Source organism: uncultured Sphingomonas sp. (assembly GCF_902806265.1).
Classification (GTDB): domain Bacteria; phylum Pseudomonadota; class Alphaproteobacteria; order Sphingomonadales; family Sphingomonadaceae; genus Sphingomicrobium.
This window is the reverse complement of sequence record NZ_CADCVZ010000010.1, coordinates 17,458-38,930: the sequence shown is the minus strand read 5'-3', so window position 1 is coordinate 38,930 and position 21,473 is coordinate 17,458. Positions and strand designations below refer to the sequence as shown.

Here is a 21,473-nt window from a genome sequence, read left to right as displayed (position 1 = left end):
CGGGCCGGAGCCTTCTTCGCAGCCCTTGCGCGGGCTTCAACCTCTTACGACATATGCCATAAGTCCGGAGGGCCTACCGCCTTTCGGCTGAGGAGCCAGTAATGCCGAGTTTCGCCCGCGAACTTGAACAAACCCTTCACAACGCTCTCGGCGAGGCGAGCCGGCGGCGCCACGAATATGCGACCCTTGAGCACCTGCTGATGGCGCTGATCGACGACGGGCATGCGTCCAAGGTCATGACCGCCTGCGGCGTCAACCGCGACGAGCTCAAGGCCACGGTCAAGCAGTATCTCGACGGCGAGCTCGGCGCGTTGGTCGCCGACAGCGGGACCGACCCGACGCCGACCAGCGGGTTCCAGCGCGTGGTTCAGCGGGCCATCCTCCACGTCCAGTCCTCGGGCCGCGACGAGGTCACCGGCGCCAACGTGCTGGTTGCGCTCTTCTCCGAGCGCGAGAGCTACGCCGTCTACTTCCTGCAACAGCAGGACATGAGCCGCCTCGATGCGGTGACCTACATCAGCCACGGCGTCGGCAAGGGCGAGACCGCGGAGACCCCGCAGGCCGCCGCTCCGGGCGCCGAGCAGCCGGAGCAGCAGAAGGGGGCCGACAAGAAGGAATCGGCGCTCAAGCAATTCTGCGTCGACCTCAACGAAAAGGCCAAGAACGGCAAGGTCGACCCGCTGATCGGGCGCATGGCCGAGGTCGACCGCACGGTGCAGATCCTCTGCCGCCGGTCCAAGAACAACCCGCTCTACGTGGGCGATCCGGGCGTCGGCAAGACCGCCATCGCCGAAGGGCTCGCCCGCAAGATCATCGAGGGCGACGTGCCCGAGGTGCTCAGGCCCGCAGTCATCTACGCGCTCGACATGGGCGCGCTGCTGGCCGGGACCCGCTACCGCGGCGATTTCGAGGAGCGGCTGAAGAGCGTGGTGTCCGAGCTTGAAAAGCTTCCCGATGCCATCTTGTTCATCGACGAGATTCATACGGTGATCGGCGCCGGCGCGACCAGTGGCGGGGCGATGGACGCGTCGAACCTGCTGAAGCCCGCGCTGTCCGGCGGTTCGATCCGCTGCATCGGCTCGACCACCTACAAGGAGTTCCGCAACCATTTCGAGAAGGACCGGGCGCTGCTCCGGCGCTTCCAGAAGATCGACGTCAATGAGCCGACGGTTGAGGACACGATCAAGATCATCAGTGGCCTGCGCTCGTCCTTCGAGCAGCACCATGGGGTCCGCTACACCCCCGACAGCATCAAGTCGGCGGTGGAGCTTTCCGCCCGCTACATCCATGACCGCAAGCTGCCCGACAAGGCGATCGACGTGATCGACGAGGTCGGCGCGATGCAGATGCTGGTGCCGCCGGGCAAGCGCAAGAAGGTCATCACCACCAAGGAGGTCGAGGCCGTGGTCGCGACCATGGCCCGCATTCCGCCCAAGAGCGTGTCGACCGACGACAAGCGCGTGCTCGAAAACCTTGAGTCCGATCTCAAGCGCGTCGTTTTCGGTCAGGAGATGGCGATCGAGAAGCTTGCCTCGGCGATCAAGCTCAGCCGGGCGGGCCTGCGCGATCCCGACAAGCCCATCGGCAACTACTTGTTCTCGGGCCCGACCGGCGTAGGCAAGACGGAGGTCGCGCGCCAGCTCGCCTCCATCATGGGCATCCCTCTGCAGCGGTTCGACATGTCCGAATATATGGAACGCCACTCGGTCAGCCGGCTGATCGGCGCGCCTCCGGGCTATGTCGGCTACGACCAAGGCGGCCTCCTGACCGACGCGGTCGATCAGCAGCCGCATTCGGTGCTCCTGCTCGACGAGATCGAGAAGGCGCATCCGGACCTGTTCAACATCCTCCTGCAGGTGATGGACAACGGCAAGCTGACCGATCACCACGGCAAGACGGTCGATTTCCGCAACACCATACTCATCATGACCACCAACGCCGGCGCGTCCGACATGGCGCGGGAGAGCATCGGCTTTGGCGCCATGAGCCGCGAGGACGTGCAGGAAGACGCGATCAAGAAGATGTTCACCCCCGAGTTCCGCAACCGCCTCGATGCGGTGGTGCCGTTCGGCTACCTGCCGCCGGCGGTGGTTTCGCGGGTCGTGGACAAGTTCATCCTCCAGCTGGAAATGCAACTGGCTGATCGCAACGTCCACATCGACCTCGACGAAGAAGCCCGCGAGTGGCTGACCGTTCGCGGCTACGACAAGCTCTATGGCGCGCGTCCGATGGGCCGGCTGGTGCAGGAGAAGATCAAGCAGCCGCTGGCCGAGGAGCTGTTGTTCGGCAAGCTGGTCAACGGCGGCGAGGTCAAGGTGCGGATCAAGGAGAACACGCCCGTGTTCGAGATCGCGCCGGCGCCGCCTAAAGCCGTGAAGCCCAAGGGTAAGGGCCGCAAGGCTGCGGGCGCGAACGAGCAGCCGGAGCAGCCCGAGCAGCCGCCGGCGGCCGAGTAGGGCCGCCGCGCGAGCCTCGCCGGGCTATGGAGTAGTGGCGAGCGTCAGCGGAGATCACGCTCGCCACGACTTCCCGTGGGAGCTGCAGCCGGGTATGAGGCGGGCCTCGCACACTCGCGCTTGCACACAATAAGCGCTTGACGGGCCGGAGCTTTTCCCGAACCAAGCGCCCGTCTGGAAACGCTGGCCACGGGCAGGGGCCGGAGGGGAGCAGCCCGGTACGATGAAGCTGACGTCGACTCGCACCAACGCGGTGATGGCCGAGGCCCTGCGTGCCTGCCGCCGCCACTTCGGCTACGCCCTGCTGTTCAGCGCCGCGGTGAACCTGCTGTTCATCGCCCCGATGCTGTACATGCTGCAGGTCTACGACCGCGTAATCCCGACGGCGGGCGGCATCACCCTGCTGCTGCTAACCTTTGTTCTCACCTTTTCCCTGCTCACCCTGTCCGGGCTGGACGCGATCCGCTCCCGACTGCTGGTGCGGGCCGGGGTCCGGCTCGACCGGGTGCTGTCGGGCACCATCATCGACGCCACGCTGGTGCGACCGGACGGCGCTGGCCAGCGGCTCGCGCGGCAGGCGGTTCGGGAGTTCGACACGCTGCGCCAGGCGCTGACCGGGCCGGCGATCCTGGCCCTGCTGGATGCGCCCTGGGTGCCGGTGTACATCCTCATCGGCTTCCTCATCCATCCCTGGATCGGCGTACTGGCGCTGGTCGGCGCGGGGCTGAACGTGATGCTCGCCTGGCAGAACGAGCGAGCAACCCGCGATCGCCTCGACCAGGCCAACAGCGCGGCCGGCCGCACCTATGCCGAGTTCGAGTTCACCGCCGCCTCAGCCGACGTGATCCGCGCGCTGGGGCTGCGCCGGGCCATGGTGCAGGGCCACCTAGCCGATCGCAGCCGCATGCTGCAGCTGCAGACAGACGCCAGCCTCGCCTCGGGCGGACTGACCGCCACCTCCAAGTTCGTGCGGCTGCTGCTGCAGTCGCTCGCGCTGGGCCTCGGCGCCCTGCTCGCCATCAACAGTCTGATCAGCCCGGGCGCGGTGTTCGCATCGATGTTCATCATCGGCCGCGCGCTCGCCCCGATCGACCAGCTGGTGGGCAGCTGGAAGACCATCGTCCAGGCCCGCGGCGCCTACCGTACGCTGAACGAGCTGCTCGACGAGACCCCACCCGACGTGGCGCTAACGCAGTTGCCGCGGCCCAATGGACGGCTCGAGGTCGAAGGTGTAGCGGTGCTCGACCCGCAGCGCCGGCCGATCATCGCCAACATCGGCTTCGCTGTGCATCCAGGCGAGGTCGTGGCGATCGTGGGCCCAAGCGGGGCCGGCAAGTCGACCCTGGTCCGCGCGCTCGCCGGGGCGCTGATCCCGGCGACCGGCACCATTCGCTTCGACGGCGCCGACCAGAGCAACTGGGATCCCGAGCGCTTGGCCGAGCATGTCGGCTTCATGCCGCAGGACTCCATGCTATTTGCCGGCACGGTCAAGGACAACATCTCCCGCTTCCGCAACCGGCTCGGCGAGGACGCCGCCGCAGTTGACGCCGACACCATCGCGGCCGCGGAAGCCGCGGGCGCACACGAGATGATCATGCGCCTGCCCGGCGGCTACGACCAGCCGATCGGCATCAACGGGCGCGGGCTCTCGGCAGGCCAGGCTCAACGGGTCGCGCTCGCTCGCGCACTGTTCCGCAATCCCCGCTACCTGATCCTCGACGAGCCCAACGCCAGCCTCGACGCCGAGGGCGAAGCGCACCTGGCCCGCACGCTGGAGGGCGCCAAGGCGCGCGGCACCACCATCCTGCTCGTCGCCCACCGGATGAGCGTGCTGCAGGTGGTGGATAAGCTGATGGTGGTCCGCGACGGCCGGATCGCCCTCTACGGCCCGCGCGACGAAGTGCTCGCCAAGATCACCCCGCAACCGCCGCAGCCGCAGCCCCAGCCGCGGGTGGCAAGCATGACTCCGAGAGCCCAGGTATGAGCGAACTCGTCGCCAGCAGCGCCGACCTCAACGCGGTCGCCTTCCCATCGCCCCGGATGGCGGGCAGCGCCAGCAGCGCGGCCGTCGGGCGCGACGATCCGCGGAGCGAGATCCGCATCGGCCTGATCGTCGCCGGCATCTTCTTCGTGCTGTTTCTCGGCTGGGCGGCCTTCGCCCGCCTGGACGCGGCCGCCAACGCGCCCGGGCGGCTGGTGGTTACCGGTCAGCGCCAGACGGTGCAGCACCGCGACGGCGGAGTGGTCGGCGAGATACTGGTCAAGGAAGGCGACCGGGTCCGCAGAGGTCAGATTGTGATGCGCCTCGCCGCGGCCGACGTCCGCGCCCAGGAGCGGGGGCTCGCGTCCCAGGCGATCACCCTTCTCGCCCAGCGCCAGCGCATCAAGGCGGAGCAGACCGGCAGTCCGCTGACCGCGCCCGTCGAGTTCGCCAGCCTGCCGCAAGAGGACCTCGCCGCGGCCGCCGAAGCCATGCGCATCCAGCAGGCGCAGCTCCGCACCCGCGCCGCTGTCCTGTCCGCGCAACGCGGGGCCTTTGGCGAACGCGGCAGCCAGGCGGGCGCGCAGGGCACCGGCTACGCGCGCCAGATCTCATCGATCGACGAGCAGGTCCGGCTGCTGGATGAGGAACTCAACAGCCTGCGGACGGTCGCCGAGAAGGGCTTCGTGTCGCAGAACCGCCTGCGCGCGCTGGAACGCTCCCGCGCCGAGCTGATCGGCCAGCGCGGGCAGTACACCGCGACCATCGCGCAAAGCCGGAGCCTGGGCAGCGAGTCGCAGCTGCAGTCGCTCGAAGCCCGCAGCAGCTACTTGGAGCGCGCCGCGACCGAGTTGCGTGAAGTGGAAGCCGCGCTGAACGACGTGCTGCCCAAGCTCAACGCCGCCCGCGACCAGCTGTCCCGCACCGAGATCCGCTCACCCGCGACTGGAACGGTCGTCGGCCTGCAGGTCTTCACTCCGGGCGGGGTGATCGCGGCCGGGCAGAAGCTGATGGACGTGGTGCCCGAACGCACGCCCCTAACGGTGGAGGCTCGAGTTTCCCCGGCCGACGCGGACGACCTTAACCCGGGTCAGATTGCCTATATGCGCTTCGACACGCTGCACGAGCGAACGCTGCGCGCGCTGGAAGGCAAGGTGACCCGTGTTTCGGCCGACAGCTTCACCGACGAGCGCACGGGCGAGGACTTCTTCACAGCGTCCATCGACATTCCGGTGAGCGAACTCGAGGAAATCCGCCAGGTCCGCGGCCAGAACTTCGAGCTTCGCGCCGGCATGCCGGTCAGCGTGCAGATCCCGCTGCGTTCGCGCACCGCGCTGCAGTATATGCTGGAGCCGCTCACCGCGTCCGTGCGGAAGTCGCTCAACGAGCAGTAGAGTGCGGCGCGGGCCTAGAGCTCCGCGCCGTTCACTTCCCCCAGGCGGATGCGCTTGGCCCGGTCGGGCAGCGGGTATTTGTTGCCCGCCGCACAGTTGAACAAGACGATCTGCTCGTCGCGCCCGACCAGCCCGCGCTCCAGCGCCATGCGCCAGCCGGCCAGCACCGCACCGCCCTCCGGGCAGAGCAGCACGCCGTCCAGCCGCGCCGCGTCCTCGACCCCTCGCGCGATTGCCTCCTCGGGCACGGCGATCGCCGCCCCGCCGCTCTCGCGCACCGCGCGCAGGATCAGGAAATCGCCAACCGCCTTGGGCACGCGGATGCCGGTGGCGACTGTCGCGGCACCTTCCCATCGCTCGGCGAACTCGTCGCCATTCTTCCAGGCGCGCACGATTGGAGCGCAACCCTCGGCCTGCACCGCGAACATGCGCGGGCGCTCGGGCCCGATCAGCCCGACCGCCTCTAGCTCGGCAAACGCCTTCCACATGCCGATCAGGCCCGTGCCGCCGCCAGTCGGATAGAAGATCGCGTCCGGCAGGCGCCAGCCGAGCTGCTCGGCAAGCTCCAGGCCCATGACCTTCTTGCCCTCGATCCGGTAGGGCTCCTTCAACGTCGAGCAATCGAACCAGCGGCCGGCCGCGGCGCCCTCGCCGATCAGCCGGCCGCATTCATCGATCTGGCCGTCCGCAACATAGACCTCCGCACCGTAAGCCGCGGTCTCCGTCACGTTGATCGCCGGCGTTTCCGCGGGGCAGATCACCGTCGCTCCGATCCCGGCCGCGGCGGCGTAGGCCGCAAGGGCCGCACCCGCGTTGCCGTTGGTCGGCAAGGCGACATGGCTGGTCCCGAACTGCCGCGCCATGCTGATCGCCATCGCTAGCCCCCGCGCCTTGAACGAGCCGGTCGGCAGCCGCCCTTCGTCCTTAACCAGCAGGTTGCCCGCCTCCGCTTCCGCCGCCAGCCGTGGGAGGGGCAGCAGCGGGGTCTCCACCTCGCCCAGGCTGACCGGCTCCGCACCATCGGGCAGCGGCAGCAGCTCGCGCCACTTCCACATGCCCGGCGCGCGTTCCTGCAGCAGCTGTTTAGTGAGCCGCTCGCGGACGGCCTGAAGGTCGTAGCGCACCAGCAATGGCTTACCGGCGCGGCTGAGATTGTGGATCTGGCCGGAGGGGTAATACTCTCCGGTGAGCGAGCATTCGAGATGGTTGACGAACATATGCCCACCCCTATTCGAGCGAACCTAAAAGCTGAAGTGCGCCGACAGCCTGATGTCGCGCCCGGCCAGCGGCACGAAGTCCTTTGTGAAGCTGGCATGCCGCCGCGCTTCCTCATCGAAGATGTTGTTCGCGGACAGGATCAGGCTGGTCTCGTTGCGCTTGCCCCAAGGATGCCAAACCACCGACGCGTTCACCCGGGTGAAGCCTTCCGTCGTGGTCTCGAACGCGGCCACGCGGGTCTGGTCGTCGATCCACTCGACCTCCGCCCGCGCGTCCCACCGTTCAGATTGCGCCTCCAGCCCGCCAAGCAGGCGCAGTGGGGGTATCCGCGGCACCGGTCCGCCGCTCTTGATCGTCGCGCGAACGTAGTCGCCGACCACATCGGCGACGATGCGAACTCCACGGACCTCGCCGAGGCGGGCCGAGGCTTCCACCTCCACTCCGCGGTAAGTCGCGTCGCGCTGGAAATATTGGAAGACCGGCAGCTCGTCAATCTCCTCGCCCGTCTCGGCTTCGTAGATGAAGTTGCTGAAGCGGTTGAGAAAGGCCGTGGCGCTGACGTTGTAGGTGGGACGATCCCAGCGGAAATAGAGCTCGCCGCCCAGGCTGCGCTCCTTGCGCAGGTTCGGGTCACCGATTTCGAACGCCTGGGTGGCGATGTGCGGACCGTTCGAGAACAGCTCCTCCGCCGATGGCGCCCGGGTGGTCCGGGACAGGTTGAATCCGACCTTGGCACTGGTCGCAAGTTCATAGCTCACGCCGCCCGCAACCGAGAAGGCATCGAACCTCCGCCGGACCTCGACGGTGCTCGACCTGACGTTGGTCCGCTCCAGCCTCGCCCCGATCTCAAGCCCTAGCCGGCCCAGATCAAGCTCTTGCAGCGTAAACAGACCAACCTGATCGGTCTTGTTGGGCGGGACAAAGGCCTCGGCGCCGATGGCCTCGAAGTCGCGTCGGAAATATTGCACGCCCGACGCCCCGCTCCAGCCGTTACGCTCGGCCTGGGCCAGCTCCAACCGGCCTTCCGCGCCCTTCGACTTGAAAACGGTTCCGACCTCCTCGCCTTCGAATTCGGTGTGCCGGTAATTGGACGCACCCGCGCGCAGGCGGACCGATTCCAGAAAGCCGCCCTCCAGCCGGTACTCGCCGCGGAGGTCGAACCGGTTCTGCCGCAGGCCGATAGTGACCGGCGCCTCCCCTTCCTCCTCCTCGACCGGCAGTTCTCCGCCTTCTTCCTCCTCATGGTGGTGGCCAGCTCCCGGCCGGGTGGGAACGCCGTAGTCGCTTTCGAAGCGCCCGTAAGACACGCCCAGGCTCAGCGGGCCTTTGATGTAGGCGAGGCCGATCCCGCCGGACTTCTGCTCGGTCGCACTGTTGGGCACCTTGCCGCGGAGGCCCGCCAGTTCTTCCGCTTCCGCCGCTTCCTCGAGCTCGCCTTCTTCCAGCGCCTCTTCCACCAGCTCCAGCTGTTCCGCGCGCAGACGCGGGCTCAGCACATAGCCGCCGGTTTCCAGATCGTCGGTCTTCACGAAGTTGCCGTCGACGTGCAGCACCAGCCCGCTATTCCCGAATGCCAGGTCGCCCGAAGCGCCGACCGAGCGCTCGTCGGCCGCGGAGCCGAGCGCGCCGATCACGTCCACGTGGTAGCCACCCGCCGGCACGCCGCGCGGGATGCGGCGATCGATGACGTTCACCGCGCCGCCGATCGCCTGGCTGCCGAACAGCAGCACGGCCGGGCCACGCAAGACCTCCACCCGCTCGGCGGTGAGCGGATCGATGGTGACCGCGTGATCCGCGGACGTATTCGACACGTCGATCGAGCCGATGCCGTCGGTCAGCACCCGGATGCGCTCGCCTTGGAAGCCGCGCAGCACCGGGCGGGATGCCCCTGGCGAGAAGGATGTCGCGGAGACCCCGGGCAGCCTGGTCAGCGTGTCCCCGATCTGCGGACGAAGCTCCCGCTGCAGGTCCTCGCCCGACAGCACGGACGTGCCGGCGAGCAGGTCGAGGTCGCCGCGGTGGGGCGCCGTGACAATGATGTCGTGACTTCCCTGATGCTCATGATCTTCGGCGCCGTGGGGGGCTTGGTCGGATCGCTGCTGGGCGAGCGCCGGTGCGGCCGGCAGGATGCTGGAAGCAAGAAGCAGAACAAGGACGCGCAAGGCAGAAACTCCGGAGCGGGTTCGCTGCGCCTTATCCGTTACATTACATCATCACAAGGCTGGTGGGGTCCGTTCGTGGGACGGAAGCTGTCGGCTCATCGTAGCTGGCTCACCCGCATCTCCCATGTGCCTCTCGTCAGAGCTCGATCCCGCTGGCAATCTGCTCCAGCTTGCGGACCCGCTCTTTGAGATCGGCGATCTCTATTCGGCCGCCGGTCAGTTGCGACGGGGCGTCGTGGTGCCCGCCGTGCGCGATCTCCAGCTTGCGGAGCTCCAGCCAGCCTTGCCAACCCTTGAGGGCGAAGGTCGCCGCGATCAGGATCGCGGCCAGCGTCACCAGGCCGATCGCCAGAATGGTTTCCGCGCCGATCATTTCGTTTCCTCCTTCCGCAGCGCCTCGATCTCCCGAGCGAGGTCATCATTCTGGCTGTTGAGGTGGTGGTCGATCGCCATCATCCGCCGGTCGGTCGCGTCCAGCTTGGTGCGCAGGTCGTGAACCGAGGGACGCTCGCCACCCGCGTCTTCCATCCGCTCGAACTCAGAACGCCCGTCCCGCCGAGCCAGGCGGTTGCGCTGCACGGTGCCGATGATCCCGCAGATGAGATAGGCGACGATCGCCTGCCACACCGTCACGAAGGTGAGCAGCGGCACCGCCACCCAGGCAACCCGGATGAACGTCGGGTCGATGCGCATTGTCCGGCCCAGCCCCGAGCAGACGCCGAGCAGCTTCTTCTCGCGACGGTCGAGGGTAAAGGGGATCTTGCGGTCCATGATCTGAAGTTCCTCAGGCTTTGATGGCGGTGAAGACACGCTGCAGGGCAGTGGCCAGCACGATGTCCAGCATGTCCAGTGCTCCCAGCAGCGCGGCTCTGGGGCCGATGGGGGATGGGGCGGGTGCCGGGTCCACTCGGCCGACGAACTCGGCGCGGACGCTGTGGCGGACCGGCACCCTTGCGATCACGGGCTCAAGCACTGGCCGCAATCCCGACGGGCAGCTGCAGACCGGTCGCTGGAGCAACGGCGGAGCCGACGGTGGCGGTGCTCACCAGCAGGGCGGCAACGGCGGCGAAAAGGCTGGTCTTGACGTTCATCTTGGTTCTCCCTGTCCCGCCTCGGCAAGATCCGCTGCGGTCTCGGGTTACCCTATTCAAGCAGCGTGCCAGATGCGGTTTTCCGCCATTTTCTTGAACGTGGGCGGCCTCGGATCGGCTTGGTGGCAGATTCCACCACCGGTAATTGGCGTGGCGTCCCATCCCACTTCGCGGAACCTCCCAAGCGGGCTGCGCGCTTTACCGGGCAACAACCCATCGCGAAGGAGAGCGACATGCTTGGGAAGATCGCCGGCGCTTACCTCGGTAACAAATTGGCCGGCCGCAACGAAGGCGTCCGTGGGGCGCTTCTGGGTTATGGAGCAACCGCCATTGCCCGTCGCGGACTTGGCCCTCTGGGCGTTGCTCTGGCGCTCGGTTGGGGTGGCAAGAAGTTGTACGACCGGTATCAATCGCGTCGCATCACTCCGCGCTACCCGGGCTCGGCCACGCCGGGCGGTACGGACGCGAGGTCGCACAGCCTGTAAGGATTCCACGTCCGGGTACGCAGGTGGCGATTGGCAGGTGATCGACCTCCACTCGCCACCGCCGCCCTACGCTTGAACCGAGCGTTAACAGGTTGTCCTTAGCTACGCGTTCCAAATGACGGAACAGCGTAAAGGCAGACTTGGGGCAGGCACTGCCGTCCAGCTTATGCTGGCCGGTTCGGTGCTGTTGGTTGCAGCGTTCGCACCGCCGCCGCACGGACGTCTGCTCTTGCTGGCGCTTAGCGGCTCCCGCGTCGATGCGGGTCTCCTGACGCGCGTCGGCCTGGCTCACGTCAGGGCCGGGCCGCTGCCCGGAAGCGTTATCGCGGACGGCCCGGGCGTTCAGCTCGCTCCGACGCTGCTGCAGCAAGGTATGCTGATGGTCGCCGCGCCGGCGACTATCTGCGGTAACGCTCGTACCTAGGCTCGGGGGTGGCAGGCTGATGACCCAATTGCAGATGTTGCGTGTGCGTGGAGTTCTGCAGCTGACTGCGTTCGGCTGGGGCTGCACCCTGTCGCTCATGCTCCTGACGTTGGTGTTCGACTTCCGGAACGAGGCAACCGGCGTTCTGTTGTCGGCCGCCATCAACCTGCTGCCGAGCTTTTATGCCGGGAAGCAGCGGTACGATCTTCAGGTCGGCACGGCCTTTGGCATCATGGCGGCGGTTCAACCCGCGTTGCTGATCTATGTCATGAGCGGCCATCCGTGGCAGATGGAAGGGCACATGTACTTCTTCGTCGGCCTGGCCGCGCTTATGCTGCTGTGTGACTGGCGCCCGATTGCCGCGGCGTCCGCGGTCATCAGCGTTCATCACCTGCTGCTCGGCTATGTGGCTCCGGAGTGGGTCTTCATCGGCAGCGGCGACCTGGCGCGTGTGCTGGTGCATGCGCTGGCAGTCGGGCTCGTCCTGGCGATGCTCGGTCCCACCGCCCGCGACATGGCCAAGCTGTTCGTCGAACGAGCCGACGCGAGACAAGCCAGTGACAGCTTTGCCGATGCCGCCCGCAGGGCCAAGGACGAAGCCGAATCAGCGCTTGCCGCCGCGAACACTGCCCAAGCGGCCACGGAGGAGCGACAATTTCGCCTGGAGGCGGAGCGCGAGGCGCACGCGGCCGCCCGCAGCAAGGAACTGCTGGCGTTCGCCGAGACCTTTGAAGGTTCCGTCGCCCAGATCGTGGGAGCCGTGAGCGCAACGGCCGGCCAACTCGAACAGGCCGCCCGGCAGATGCACCACTTCGCCCAGAATACGGGACAACATACCGCCAACGTCGCCGCCGAAGCGAAGACCGCTTCTTCGAACGTGCTGGTCCTTTCCGCGGGCGTGACCGAACTCGCGCGGGCGATCTCGGGGATCGCGGTCACCGCAGATCAGCAGGGCGAGCTCGGCCATTCGTCGCAGTCCGGCGAGCAAGCGATCCAGACGCTGGCCACTCGGACAGCCAACATCGAAGCCTTGGTCAGCCTGATCCAGGGCGTGTCGTCGCAAACCAACCTTCTCGCGATCAACGCGACCATCGAGGCCGCTCGCGCCGGCGACAAGGGCCGCGGCTTTGCGGTGGTTCCGTCCGAGGTGAAGCTGCTGGCCCGCAAGGCCCAGGAGGCTGCGGGCGACATCACCAGCCTGGTCGCCAACGTGGGCGAAGGAGCCAACGAGGCCAGCGGGGCGATCGCCGAGGTCGCCAAGGCCATGCAGCAGCTGGTCCGCTCCGCCGAGAACATGCGCAACGCCATCCGCCAGCAGCACGATGTCGCACGCGCAATCGAGTCGAACGCCATCGACAGCGCGGCCAGTACGGACGCCATGGCCAAACGGGTCGAGCAGGTCGCCAAGTCAGCAGCCGAGGCGGCGGACCTTTCGCGGGAGGTTCAGGGATCCGCCGACGGGCTGGCGCCGCTAGCCGGCAACCTCCAGTCGGCGGCCGACCGGTTCCTGCTCCATCTGCGCGCCGCCTAGGCGACTAGTTCTCGTCCGATGAGTGCGTCGTAACGGCCGGGTTCTCGAAGTAGGGCTCGACCGTGCCCTTGAGCTTGACGGTCATAGGGTTCCCGAACCGATCGCGGCTGCGTCCGGCGGCGACCTTGATCCAGCCTTCCGAGACGGAATATTCCTCAACGTTGGTCTTTTCCTGGCCATTGAAGCGGATGCCCACGCCGCGCTGCAGCAGTTCCGCCTGGAAATGCGGGCTGCGCGGGTCGAGGCTCAAGCGGTCTGGCGGGGTGTCGGACATGGTGCGCGCCCTAGCGCTCCGCGCGAGAGACGGTCAACCGTTGCCGCCCCTTCCTCCCTGCATTAAGCGGCTTGGCGACATGAGTGATGCTGACCCCCAAGCCCGTCGCAATGCCCCGGCGCTGACCCTGCACGTGCCCGAGCCGCCGTATCGGCCCGGCGACACCCCTGACTTCTCGTCCTTGGTGGTGCCCCCCGCGGGCGCCACGGCACGCCCCGACACGACCGCGGAGCCGCGCGAGACCTTCCCGCTGACCGACGCGCTCGTCCGCGTACTCGACGAGGATGGCCGGGCGGTGGGCGCGTGGGACCCCAAGCTCGACCCCGACACAATCCGCAAGATGCTGCGCGACATGGTGATCGTGCGCGTATTCGACGACCGCATGTACCGTGCCCAGCGGCAGGGCAAGACGAGCTTCTACATGAAGTGCACCGGCGAGGAGGCGATCGCGGTCGCCACTGCCGGGGCGATGCACCGCGACGACATGCACTTCCCGACCTATCGCCAGCAGGGGCTGCTCGTGTCGCGTGGCTACCCGCTCACCAAGATGATGTGCCAGATCTACTCCAATGCCGGCGATCACATGAAGGGCCGCCAACTGCCGATCATGTACTCGGACAAGGAGCATGGCTTTTTCTCGATCTCCGGCAATCTCGGCACGCAGTATCCGCAGGCAGTGGGCTGGGCGATGGCGTCCGCGATCAAGGGTGACAGCCGCATCGCCATGGGGTGGATCGGCGACGGCGCCACCGCCGAGGGCGACTTCCACTCGGCGATGACGTTCGCCACCGTCTACAACGCGCCGGTGATCTTGGCCGTGGTTAACAACCAGTGGGCGATCTCCAGCTTCAGCGGCCTCGCTGGGGCCGAGCGCGCGACCTTTGCCGCGCGCGCGGTGGGCTACGGCATGGCCGGGCTCCGGGTCGACGGGAACGATGCGCTCGCCGTCTATGCGGCGGTGCAGTGGGCGTCCGAGCGGGCGCGCTCGAACAACGGCCCGACCCTGATCGAGTTCTTCACCTACCGCGCGGAAGGCCACTCTACCTCGGACGATCCCACCGGCTACCGGCCTGCAGGGGAGGCGCAGCAGTGGCCGCTCGGCGACCCGATCGCGCGCCTCCGCCAGCACCTGGTCGCGCTTGGCGAGTGGGACGACGAACGCCACGACGCGCTGGTCAAGCAGGCCGACGCCGAGGTCCGCGCCGCCCAGAAGGAAGCGGAGAAGCTCGGCATCCTGTCCGAACAGGGCCGCGAGAACATCGAGAGCATGTTCGAGGACGTCTACGCCGACGTGCCCTGGAACGTCGCTGAGCAGCGGGATCAGGCGCTGAAGGAGGCGCAGGGCTGATGGCGACCATGAACATGATCCAGGCCATCAACTCGGCCCATAAAGTGACCATGGCGCGCGACCCCGATGTGGTCGTGTTCGGTGAGGACGTCGGCTATTTTGGCGGCGTGTTCCGCGCGACCGAAGGACTGCAGCGCGAGTTCGGGATAACCCGTTGCTTCGACGCGCCGATTAGCGAGGGCGGGATCGTCGGCACGGCGGTCGGCATGGCCGCCTATGGCCTGAAGCCTGTGGTCGAGATCCAGTTCGCCGACTATATCTATCCCGGTTACGACCAGATCGTCTCGGAGGTCGCGCGGATGCGCTACCGCACGGCGGCTGAATGGACCATGCCGATGGTCATCCGCACGCCCTATGGCGGCGGCATCTTTGGCGGGCAGACCCACTCTCAGAGCCCGGAGGCCCTGTTTACCCACGTGGCGGGCTTGAAGGTCGTCATCCCCTCGAACCCGTACGACGCCAAGGGCCTGCTGATCGCCGCGATCGAGGACCCCGATCCGGTGGTCTTCTTCGAGCCCAAGCGCATCTACAACGGCCCGTTCGACGGCCACCACGACCGACCGGTCACCCCCTGGGCCAAGCGCGCCGAGGCGGAAGTGCCCGACGACCACTATACCGTCCCGCTCGGCCAGGCCCGGGTGGTGCGCGAAGGAGCCGAGCTCACCGTGCTGACCTACGGCACGATGGTCCACGTCGCGGCCGCCGCGGCCGAAGAGAATGGCGTCGACGCGGAGATCATCGACCTGCGCACACTGGTCCCGCTCGACATCGCGACGATCGAGGCCTCGGTGAAGAAGACCGGCCGCTGCCTGGTCGTGGTGGAAGCGACCCGCACCTCCGGCTTCGCGTCCGAGCTGGTTACGCTGGTTCAGGAACGCTGCTTCTACCACCTCGAAGCGCCGGTCGAGCGGGTCACCGGCTGGGACACGCCCTACCCGCACGCCTACGAATGGGCCTATTTTCCGGGGCCCAAGCGCATGAAGTTCGCATTAGAAAAGGTCATGGCTGACTGATGGCTACGTACCAGTTCAAGCTCCCCGATATCGGCGAAGGCATCGCCGAGGCTGAGATCGTCGCCTGGCACATCAAGGTCGGAGAACGGGTCGAGGAGGACCAGCAGCTCGCCGACATGATGACCGACAAGGCGACGGTGGAGATGGAATCGCCGGTCGCGGGCACGGTGAAGAGCCTGGCGGGCGAAGTCGGCGACCAAGTGGCGATCGGCTCGGTGTTGGTCGAGATCGAGACCGACGGGGCCGCCGCGGCCGACACCCCGATCGCGACGCAGGAAGGCACGGAGACGGTCGGCAAGGGCGAGCGGACCGACACGGTGGCGATGGGCGACGGCGCGGTCGCTCCGACCAAGGCTCAGGAAGAAGCGCTGCCTGCGCTCACCATTGGCGAGGAGCCCGTTCGTTCTGAGCGGAAGGCGCGACCTGAAGCCGAAGGGCGTTCCCCCGAGCAAACGGTCGAACAACGCCCTTCGACAACGCTCGGCACGAGCGAAGCTGAAGTATCTCGCACTGCCGTCCTCGCCTCCCCCGTCGTGCGCCAGCGCGCCCGTGACCTCGGCATCGACCTGGCGCAGGTGAAGACCGCCGCCGACCGCGTTCGCCACGCCGACCTCGACGCCTACCTGCTCTACAACAGCGGCAGCGTCTCGGCCCGCGGCACAGCGGCTCGCCAGGACGAGCAGATCAAGGTCGTCGGCCTCCGCCGTAAGATCGCGGAGAATATGCAAGCGGCCAAGCGCCGGGTGCCGCACTTCACGCTGGTCGAGGAGTTCGACGTCACCGCGCTAGAGGACACGCGCGCGATGATGAACCGCGATCGCGGCTCCAACCCGAAGCTGACTTTGCTCCCCTTCCTCATCACCGCCATGACCCGCGCGCTGCCTGAATGGCCGATGCTTAACGCGACCTACGACGACGAGGCGAACGTTATCACTCGCCACGGCGCGGTGCACATGGGCATCGCCGCCCAGACCGCGAACGGGCTGATGGTGCCCGTCCTGCGCAACGCGGAAGCCAAGAGCGTGTGGCAGCTCGCGGCGGAAGTGCTGCGGTTGTCGGACGCAGCCAAGACCGGCAAGGCCACGCGCGAGGAGCTGACCGGGCCGACCATCACCATTTCCTCGCTGGGACCGATGGGCGGGATCACCTCCACCCCCGTAATTAGCCCGCCGCAGGTCGCGATCATCGCCGTCAACAAGGTCGAGGAGAAGCTCGTGCCCGTGAACAGCGAGATCGAGGTCCGCAAGCGGATGAACCTGTCGCTCAGCTGCGACCACCGCGTGGTCGACGGCTGGGACGCGGCGAGCTTCCTGCAGGCGATGAAGCCGCTGATCGAGAACCCGCTCAGGCTCCTAGCCTGAGTGCCCCCGCGCAGGCGGGGGCCCAGACCAGCGCCGCAAGCGCTGCCTTTGCCAGCGGACTGGGCTCCCGCCTTCGCGGGAGCACATCGGCCTCAAGCCGCCAGCCGCTCCACCTCGCCCAGCGCATTCGCGACTGACGCCTCACGCTGCTCCGGCCCGACCGCGATCCCGTCCGCCGCTACGAATTCCGGCACGATGCCAATGAAGCCGAACGTACCAGTCAGGTACGTCTCAAGATGCTCCAGCCCCGCGGCGGGCGAGTCGCCGCGGTAGAAGCCGCCGCGGCTGAGCGCCACGATCACCCGCTTGGGGCCAGCCAGTCCTTCCGGCGAACCGTCCTCGCGGTAGCGGAAGGTCCTGCCTGCGACCAGGATCCGGTCGAGCCAGGCCTTGAGCTGGCTCGGCAGGGTGAAATTGTACATCGGCGCGCCGATCACCACGGTATCCGCGGCCAGGAACTCGTCGAGCACGCTGCTGTCGGCGAAGGCGCCGAGCGTAAGGTGGTCGAGCGGCTCCGCCACTAGATCGCGATGGGTCACGTCAGCCCGGGGCTGTGCGGCGGTGAGCTGCTCCACGATCCGCTTGCTTAGCACGCGGCTGACGCTGTTCTCGCCGGTGATCGAACTGTCGATGTGCAGGATGGTCATGTTCAGGTCCTCGGTATTGATTTGTAACCAGGACGCGTTACGTAACCATACATGGATCAGCCGCAAGAACCGAAAACTTTGTTCCTTAGTGACACCGATGTGACCCCCCTCCCCGAGCCGCGGTTCGCCAGCCACCGCTGCACCCGGATCACGCCGGTGCTCAACCGGGTGGGCGACAAGTGGAGCATGCAGATCGTGATGGCACTTGGCTCAGGGTCGCGCCGTTTTTCCGAGCTGAAGCGAGAGATCGACGGCATCTCGCAGCGCATGCTGACACTGTCGCTGCGCGGCCTTGAGCGCGATGGTTTGATCAGCCGGCATGTTACGCCGACGATCCCGCCGAGGGTCGACTATACGTTGACCGAGCTTGGCGTGTCGCTGAGCGAGCCGGTTCGCGCCCTCGGCGCCTGGGCGGGCGAGCACATCGAGTGCATTCGCGCCGCCCAGCAACGCTTCGACCAGCGAGAACGCTGAGCGCCGGAACAGCGCTCAGCCTTTCTTTCGCTTAGCCGCGTTCGCCGCTCCGCACCGGCGCCGTGTCAGTCGGAGTGGTGCCGGTAGCTGCCGGCTGCTGCATCATGGCCTCGACGTTGAGGCCTTGGGCACCGACCAGGTGCTGCTGAACAATCGGCACGGCCGTCGCCGCGACCTGGCGCAGCGCCGGCACGTCGCCGCCGTTGGCATAGCCTTGGTGCAGCTGCAGCGCGGACTGGTGGCCCGTGATCTGCGCCTGCTTGTACGCCGCGTCGAACGCCGGACCGGTCCCGGCCGCGCGTACCTGGTCGAGCAGTGCCTGCTCGGCCGGCATCAGCGCGGGCGGCGGCGGCGCCAGCCCGGCCGACTGTGCGGCCTGTGTTAGGTTGGCGGTGGTCGCCTGGTGATGCGCGATCATCAGCCGGGCATAGCTCTGCACCGCCGGGTTCTGCGAGGCCTGCAGAGCCAGCTGGCTCGACTGGATCTCGAACTGGTCGCTGCTGGCGGCCATCATCGTGTAGCCAGGCGCGCCCAGCGGATTGCTCGGGTCGGCAACCGGTGCCGTGGTCGCGGCGGTTTCCGTGGTAGCAGCATCGTCGGTGGTGGTGGTGCCGCAAGCGGTGAGGGCGGTGGCGGCAACTAAGGTGATCAAGAATGAACGCATGGTCTGGTCTCCCGGGCTATCGAACTCAGCAACACAGTGCACCGATCATCGGTTCCGAACAGAGTTAGCGGCGCGTTCACCATTCCTGGTGAGTTTGCGTTGATTATACGAGGTCACAACGATGCCGGGATGCTTTTTGGAAGGCCGGCAATGACGATATTCGGTAAATGCGGCGGCGGTGGACGCCGCCAGGCGCAGCGCTCCCCCGCCGACCTGCCGGCATTGGTGACCACCGTCGCCCGCGCGCAACCGGTGCTGCTGATGAACGTGTCGGCGGCGGGGGCCCGCCTGCGGGGAACTGATCTGCCGGACCTCGGCGGGGACCTGATGTTGAAGATCGACAAGACGGAGGCCTTCGGCGTTGTGCAGTGGAAGCGCCAGGACCTGTGCGGGGTAGCCTTCGACCAGCCGCTGCGCGAGCCGCAGGTGGAACAGCCGCGGTCGGAAGCGAGCCGGGCGCGGCTGACCAAGCTCAGCCCCGAGGAACGGCTGGCGATGCAGGACTGGAGCTCCGGGATGGCGCGCTAAGGCCCGTCGCCTCCGCCTGCTCCGCGGTCGGTTTCATACCGCATGAACACCCGCTAGGGCGGCCGTCATGCTGAAGCCCGCCTCCCCGCCCGATATTGCCGCCTTGAAGCTGCTCGACGAGCGGCTGCGCTGGTTGTCCGCCTGGACCATCCACCACGCCAACCACCTGCGGGAGAGCCCGGACGGGCTCAAGGTCGGCGGGCACCAGGCGAGCTGCGCGTCGATGACCGCGATCATGGCCGCGCTCTACTTTCACGCGCTCGGGCCCAACGACCGGGTCGCGGTGAAGCCGCATGCCGGACCGGTGCTGCACGCGATTCACTACCTGCTCGGCAGCCAAACGCGCGAGCAGTTGGAGAACTTCCGCGGGTTCGGCGGGATGCAAAGCTATCCCAGCCGGACCAAGGACCGCATCCCCGTCGATTTCTCCACCGGGTCGGTCGGCCTTGGCGTGGCGGTGACCAGCTTCGCCAGCCTGGTCCAGGATTACCTCGCCGCTCACGGCATGATGAGCGAGAATGAGCGGGGCCGCATGGTCGCGCTGATCGGCGACGCCGAGCTGGACGAGGGCAACATCTACGAGGCGCTGATAGAAGGCTACAAGCACGACGTCCGCAACCTGTGGTGGGTCGTCGATTACAATCGCCAGAGCCTGGACGCGACCAGCGCCGACCGCATGTTCGAGCGCTTCGACGAAATCTTCCGCTCGTGCGGCTGGCGGGTAGTGGAGCTGCGCTACGGCCGGCGGTTGGAACAGGCGCTCGCCACGCATCACGGCCAGCCTGTCCGGCATTGGCTGGAACAGCTGCCCAACGCCGACCACAGCGCCCTGCTTTACGGCGGGGGCGCGGCCTGGCAGGCGCGCATCGCTAACGATCTCGGATCGGCCGCGAGCCCCTTCCTCGCCGAGCATGACGACGAGCAACTCGGCCGCCTGATGACCGACCTTGGCGGCCATTGCATGGAAACACTGGTCGAGGCGTTCGACGAGTGCGGCGCCGAAGACGTGCCGACGCTGTTCGTTGCATGGACGGTGAAGGGCTTCGGCCTGCCTTTCGCCGGCCACAAGGACAATCATTCCGGCCTGATGAACCCTACCCAGCTCGCCGCGCTGCGTGAGAAGATGGGCGTGCCGGAAGGTGCGGAATGGGAGCCGCTGGCCGGGATCGGCGACAATGCGCGAGCTGGAGTGCAGGCGCTGATCGAACGGGCGCAGGTCGCGCGCGAGAAGCGGCCCCGCGCCTTCGGCCAGGTCGAGGTTCCTGCCCTGCCGGTACCCGCGGGAGAGGAGCAGTCCACCCAGGCCGCCTTCGGCCGCATTCTGCTCGACCTCGCCAAGGCGGGCGGACCGCTGCCCGATCGGATCGTCACCACCTCGCCGGACGTCACCGTTTCGACCAACCTCGGCGCCTGGGTGAACCAGCGCGGGCTGTTCCGTCGCAAGGAGCTGCCGGACGTATTTGCGCGGGCCAAGATCCCCAGCGCGCAGAAGTGGGGTGCGACGACCCAGGGGCAGCACATTGAGCTGGGCATCGCGGAGAACAACCTGTTCCTCATGCTCGCCGCGGCCGGGCTGGCCGGCGACCTGTTCGGGGAGCGGCTGTTCCCGGTCGGCACCCTCTACGACCCGTTTATCGCCCGCGGCCTCGATGCGCTGAACTACGCCTGCTACCAGGATGCTCGCTTCCTGCTGGTGGCGACTCCCAGCGGCATCACCCTTGGGCCGGAGGGCGGCGCCCACCAGTCGATCAACCCGCCGCTTATCGCGCTCGGCCAGCCGGGCCTGCGCCACTACGAGCCCGCCTTCGCAGACGAACTCGCGGCGATGATGGAGCAGGCCTTTCGCCTGATTGACGATCCCGCGGGCGAGACCACCTACCTCCGCCTGTCCACCCGCAACGTCCGCCAGATCGAACGCGCGGACGACCACTGGAAGGCCGATGCGCTAGCCGGCGGCTACTGGCTGCGCGAGCCCGGTCCGCATGCGGAAGCGGCGATCGTCGCCATGGGCGCGGTCATGCCCGAAGCTCTGGAGGCGCACGAGGAGCTATCCGCCGACCTCCCCGGGCTCGGCCTGCTCGCCGTCACCTCCCCCGATCTGCTGCACCGCGGCTGGTCGGCGGCGCAGGCCGCCCGCTGGCAGGGCCGCCGCGAGCCGAGCCATGCCGAGCGGCTGCTTGGCCGCCTCCGTCCGAACGCCGGTTTCGTCACTCTGTGCGACGCTGCCCCCGCCTCGCTCTCCTGGCTCGGCGGCGTCCTTGGCCAGCGTGTCGCGCCGCTCGGCGTGGACCGCTTCGGCCAGACCGGCAGCCTCCCCGACCTCTACGCCGCCTACCGGCTCGACGGTTCCGCCATCACCGAGGCGATTGCCGAGCTGCTTATCCAAGATGGACCAGTTCGAGTTTCATTTAGCTCCTGACCT

General features: G+C 67.4%; 21 protein-coding genes. 12 read left to right on the top strand and 9 right to left on the bottom strand.

Annotated features, from left to right (window positions below; translation table 11 throughout):
• The first annotated feature begins 101 nt into the window (after positions 1-101).
• From clpA to QZX62_RS02815, 3 genes are all read left to right on the top strand, one after another.
• Entirely contained in the window at positions 102-2,456 is a 2,355-nt protein-coding gene (clpA, locus tag QZX62_RS02825; protein ID WP_294171978.1) for an ATP-dependent Clp protease ATP-binding subunit ClpA, read from the top strand.
• A gap of 223 nt (positions 2,457-2,679) precedes the next feature.
• Positions 2,680-4,440: a type I secretion system permease/ATPase gene (locus QZX62_RS02820; protein WP_294171977.1), complete on the top strand. Its 1,761-nt coding sequence runs from the start codon at positions 2,680-2,682 to the stop codon at positions 4,438-4,440.
• A complete protein-coding gene (locus tag QZX62_RS02815) occupies positions 4,437-5,831 on the top strand; it encodes an HlyD family type I secretion periplasmic adaptor subunit (protein ID WP_294171975.1) in 1,395 nt (464 codons plus the stop codon). The genes QZX62_RS02820 and QZX62_RS02815 overlap by 4 nt, the downstream gene beginning before the upstream one ends.
• 14 nt (positions 5,832-5,845) lie before the next feature.
• Here the strand turns inward: QZX62_RS02815 and QZX62_RS02810 are convergent, their stop codons facing one another.
• The 6 genes from QZX62_RS02810 to QZX62_RS02785 all read right to left on the bottom strand — a co-directional run bounded on the left by QZX62_RS02810 (position 5,846) and on the right by QZX62_RS02785 (position 10,302).
• The gene (locus QZX62_RS02810) at positions 5,846-7,048 is read right to left on the bottom strand and encodes a threonine synthase (protein WP_294171973.1); all 1,203 of its coding nucleotides are present in this window, start codon (positions 7,046-7,048) and stop codon (positions 5,846-5,848) included.
• Between the two features lie 24 nt (positions 7,049-7,072).
• Positions 7,073-9,211 (bottom strand): TonB-dependent receptor, encoded by a 2,139-nt coding sequence (locus QZX62_RS02805; protein WP_294171972.1) that lies wholly within the window; start codon positions 9,209-9,211, stop codon positions 7,073-7,075.
• Positions 9,212-9,347: 136 nt separating this feature from the next.
• Complete coding sequence (locus QZX62_RS02800; protein ID WP_294171971.1) at positions 9,348-9,584, bottom strand: hypothetical protein; 237 nt, start codon at positions 9,582-9,584, stop codon at positions 9,348-9,350.
• Positions 9,581-9,982 carry a PspC domain-containing protein gene (locus tag QZX62_RS02795; protein ID WP_294171970.1) on the bottom strand — a complete coding sequence of 134 codons (402 nt, stop codon included), beginning with the start codon at positions 9,980-9,982 and terminating at the stop codon, positions 9,581-9,583. Before QZX62_RS02795 ends, QZX62_RS02800 begins: the two co-directional genes overlap by 4 nt.
• Before the next feature lie 13 nt (positions 9,983-9,995).
• Positions 9,996-10,172 (bottom strand): hypothetical protein, encoded by a 177-nt coding sequence (locus QZX62_RS02790; protein ID WP_294171968.1) that lies wholly within the window; start codon positions 10,170-10,172, stop codon positions 9,996-9,998.
• A 4-nt stretch (positions 10,173-10,176) separates the two neighbouring features.
• Positions 10,177-10,302 (bottom strand): hypothetical protein, encoded by a 126-nt coding sequence (locus QZX62_RS02785; protein WP_294171966.1) that lies wholly within the window; start codon positions 10,300-10,302, stop codon positions 10,177-10,179.
• 233 nt (positions 10,303-10,535) lie between these two features.
• Here QZX62_RS02785 and QZX62_RS02780 point away from each other — a divergent pair, with 233 nt between their 5' ends.
• The 3 genes from QZX62_RS02780 (at position 10,536) to QZX62_RS02770 (ending at position 12,742) form a co-directional block, all read left to right on the top strand.
• Positions 10,536-10,787 (top strand): hypothetical protein, encoded by a 252-nt coding sequence (locus QZX62_RS02780; RefSeq protein ID WP_294171964.1) that lies wholly within the window; start codon positions 10,536-10,538, stop codon positions 10,785-10,787.
• Positions 10,788-10,902: 115 nt separating this feature from the next.
• Positions 10,903-11,211, top strand: coding sequence for a hypothetical protein (locus QZX62_RS02775; RefSeq protein WP_294171962.1), 309 nt, complete (start codon positions 10,903-10,905; stop codon positions 11,209-11,211).
• A gap of 19 nt (positions 11,212-11,230) precedes the next feature.
• Positions 11,231-12,742 (top strand): methyl-accepting chemotaxis protein, encoded by a 1,512-nt coding sequence (locus QZX62_RS02770; protein ID WP_294171961.1) that lies wholly within the window; start codon positions 11,231-11,233, stop codon positions 12,740-12,742.
• Between the two features lie 4 nt (positions 12,743-12,746).
• On the opposite strand, the gene QZX62_RS02765 is transcribed toward QZX62_RS02770, so the two are convergent.
• Positions 12,747-13,016: a DUF3297 family protein gene (locus QZX62_RS02765; RefSeq protein WP_294171958.1), complete on the bottom strand. Its 270-nt coding sequence runs from the start codon at positions 13,014-13,016 to the stop codon at positions 12,747-12,749.
• A gap of 79 nt (positions 13,017-13,095) precedes the next feature.
• Here QZX62_RS02765 and QZX62_RS02760 point away from each other — a divergent pair, with 79 nt between their 5' ends.
• From QZX62_RS02760 to QZX62_RS02750, 3 genes are read left to right on the top strand one after another with little or no spacing between them, the layout of a single operon-like run.
• A complete protein-coding gene (locus QZX62_RS02760) occupies positions 13,096-14,364 on the top strand; it encodes a thiamine pyrophosphate-dependent enzyme (RefSeq protein WP_294171957.1) in 1,269 nt (422 codons plus the stop codon).
• Positions 14,365-14,372: 8 nt separating this feature from the next.
• Positions 14,373-15,377 (top strand): alpha-ketoacid dehydrogenase subunit beta, encoded by a 1,005-nt coding sequence (locus QZX62_RS02755; protein WP_294172014.1) that lies wholly within the window; start codon positions 14,373-14,375, stop codon positions 15,375-15,377.
• On the top strand, positions 15,377-16,738 hold the full coding sequence (locus tag QZX62_RS02750; RefSeq protein ID WP_294171956.1) for a dihydrolipoamide acetyltransferase family protein: 1,362 nt from the start codon (positions 15,377-15,379) through the stop codon (positions 16,736-16,738). Before QZX62_RS02755 ends, QZX62_RS02750 begins: the two co-directional genes overlap by 1 nt.
• 92 nt (positions 16,739-16,830) lie before the next feature.
• Here QZX62_RS02750 and QZX62_RS02745 read toward each other — a convergent pair whose 3' ends face one another.
• Complete coding sequence (locus QZX62_RS02745) at positions 16,831-17,385, bottom strand: NAD(P)H-dependent oxidoreductase (RefSeq protein ID WP_294171955.1); 555 nt, start codon at positions 17,383-17,385, stop codon at positions 16,831-16,833.
• 99 nt (positions 17,386-17,484) lie between these two features.
• Here QZX62_RS02745 and QZX62_RS02740 point away from each other — a divergent pair, with 99 nt between their 5' ends.
• Complete coding sequence (locus tag QZX62_RS02740) at positions 17,485-17,859, top strand: helix-turn-helix domain-containing protein (RefSeq protein ID WP_294171954.1); 375 nt, start codon at positions 17,485-17,487, stop codon at positions 17,857-17,859.
• 31 nt (positions 17,860-17,890) lie between these two features.
• On the opposite strand, the gene QZX62_RS02735 is transcribed toward QZX62_RS02740, so the two are convergent.
• On the bottom strand, positions 17,891-18,523 hold the full coding sequence (locus tag QZX62_RS02735) for a DUF4142 domain-containing protein (protein ID WP_294171953.1): 633 nt from the start codon (positions 18,521-18,523) through the stop codon (positions 17,891-17,893).
• Positions 18,524-18,673: 150 nt separating this feature from the next.
• Between QZX62_RS02735 and QZX62_RS02730 the strand changes: the two genes are divergently transcribed.
• Entirely contained in the window at positions 18,674-19,051 is a 378-nt protein-coding gene (locus QZX62_RS02730) for a PilZ domain-containing protein (protein WP_294171952.1), read from the top strand.
• 67 nt (positions 19,052-19,118) lie between these two features.
• On the top strand, positions 19,119-21,470 hold the full coding sequence (locus QZX62_RS02725; protein ID WP_294171951.1) for a 1-deoxy-D-xylulose-5-phosphate synthase N-terminal domain-containing protein: 2,352 nt from the start codon (positions 19,119-19,121) through the stop codon (positions 21,468-21,470).
• The last annotated feature ends 3 nt before the right edge of the window (positions 21,471-21,473 follow it).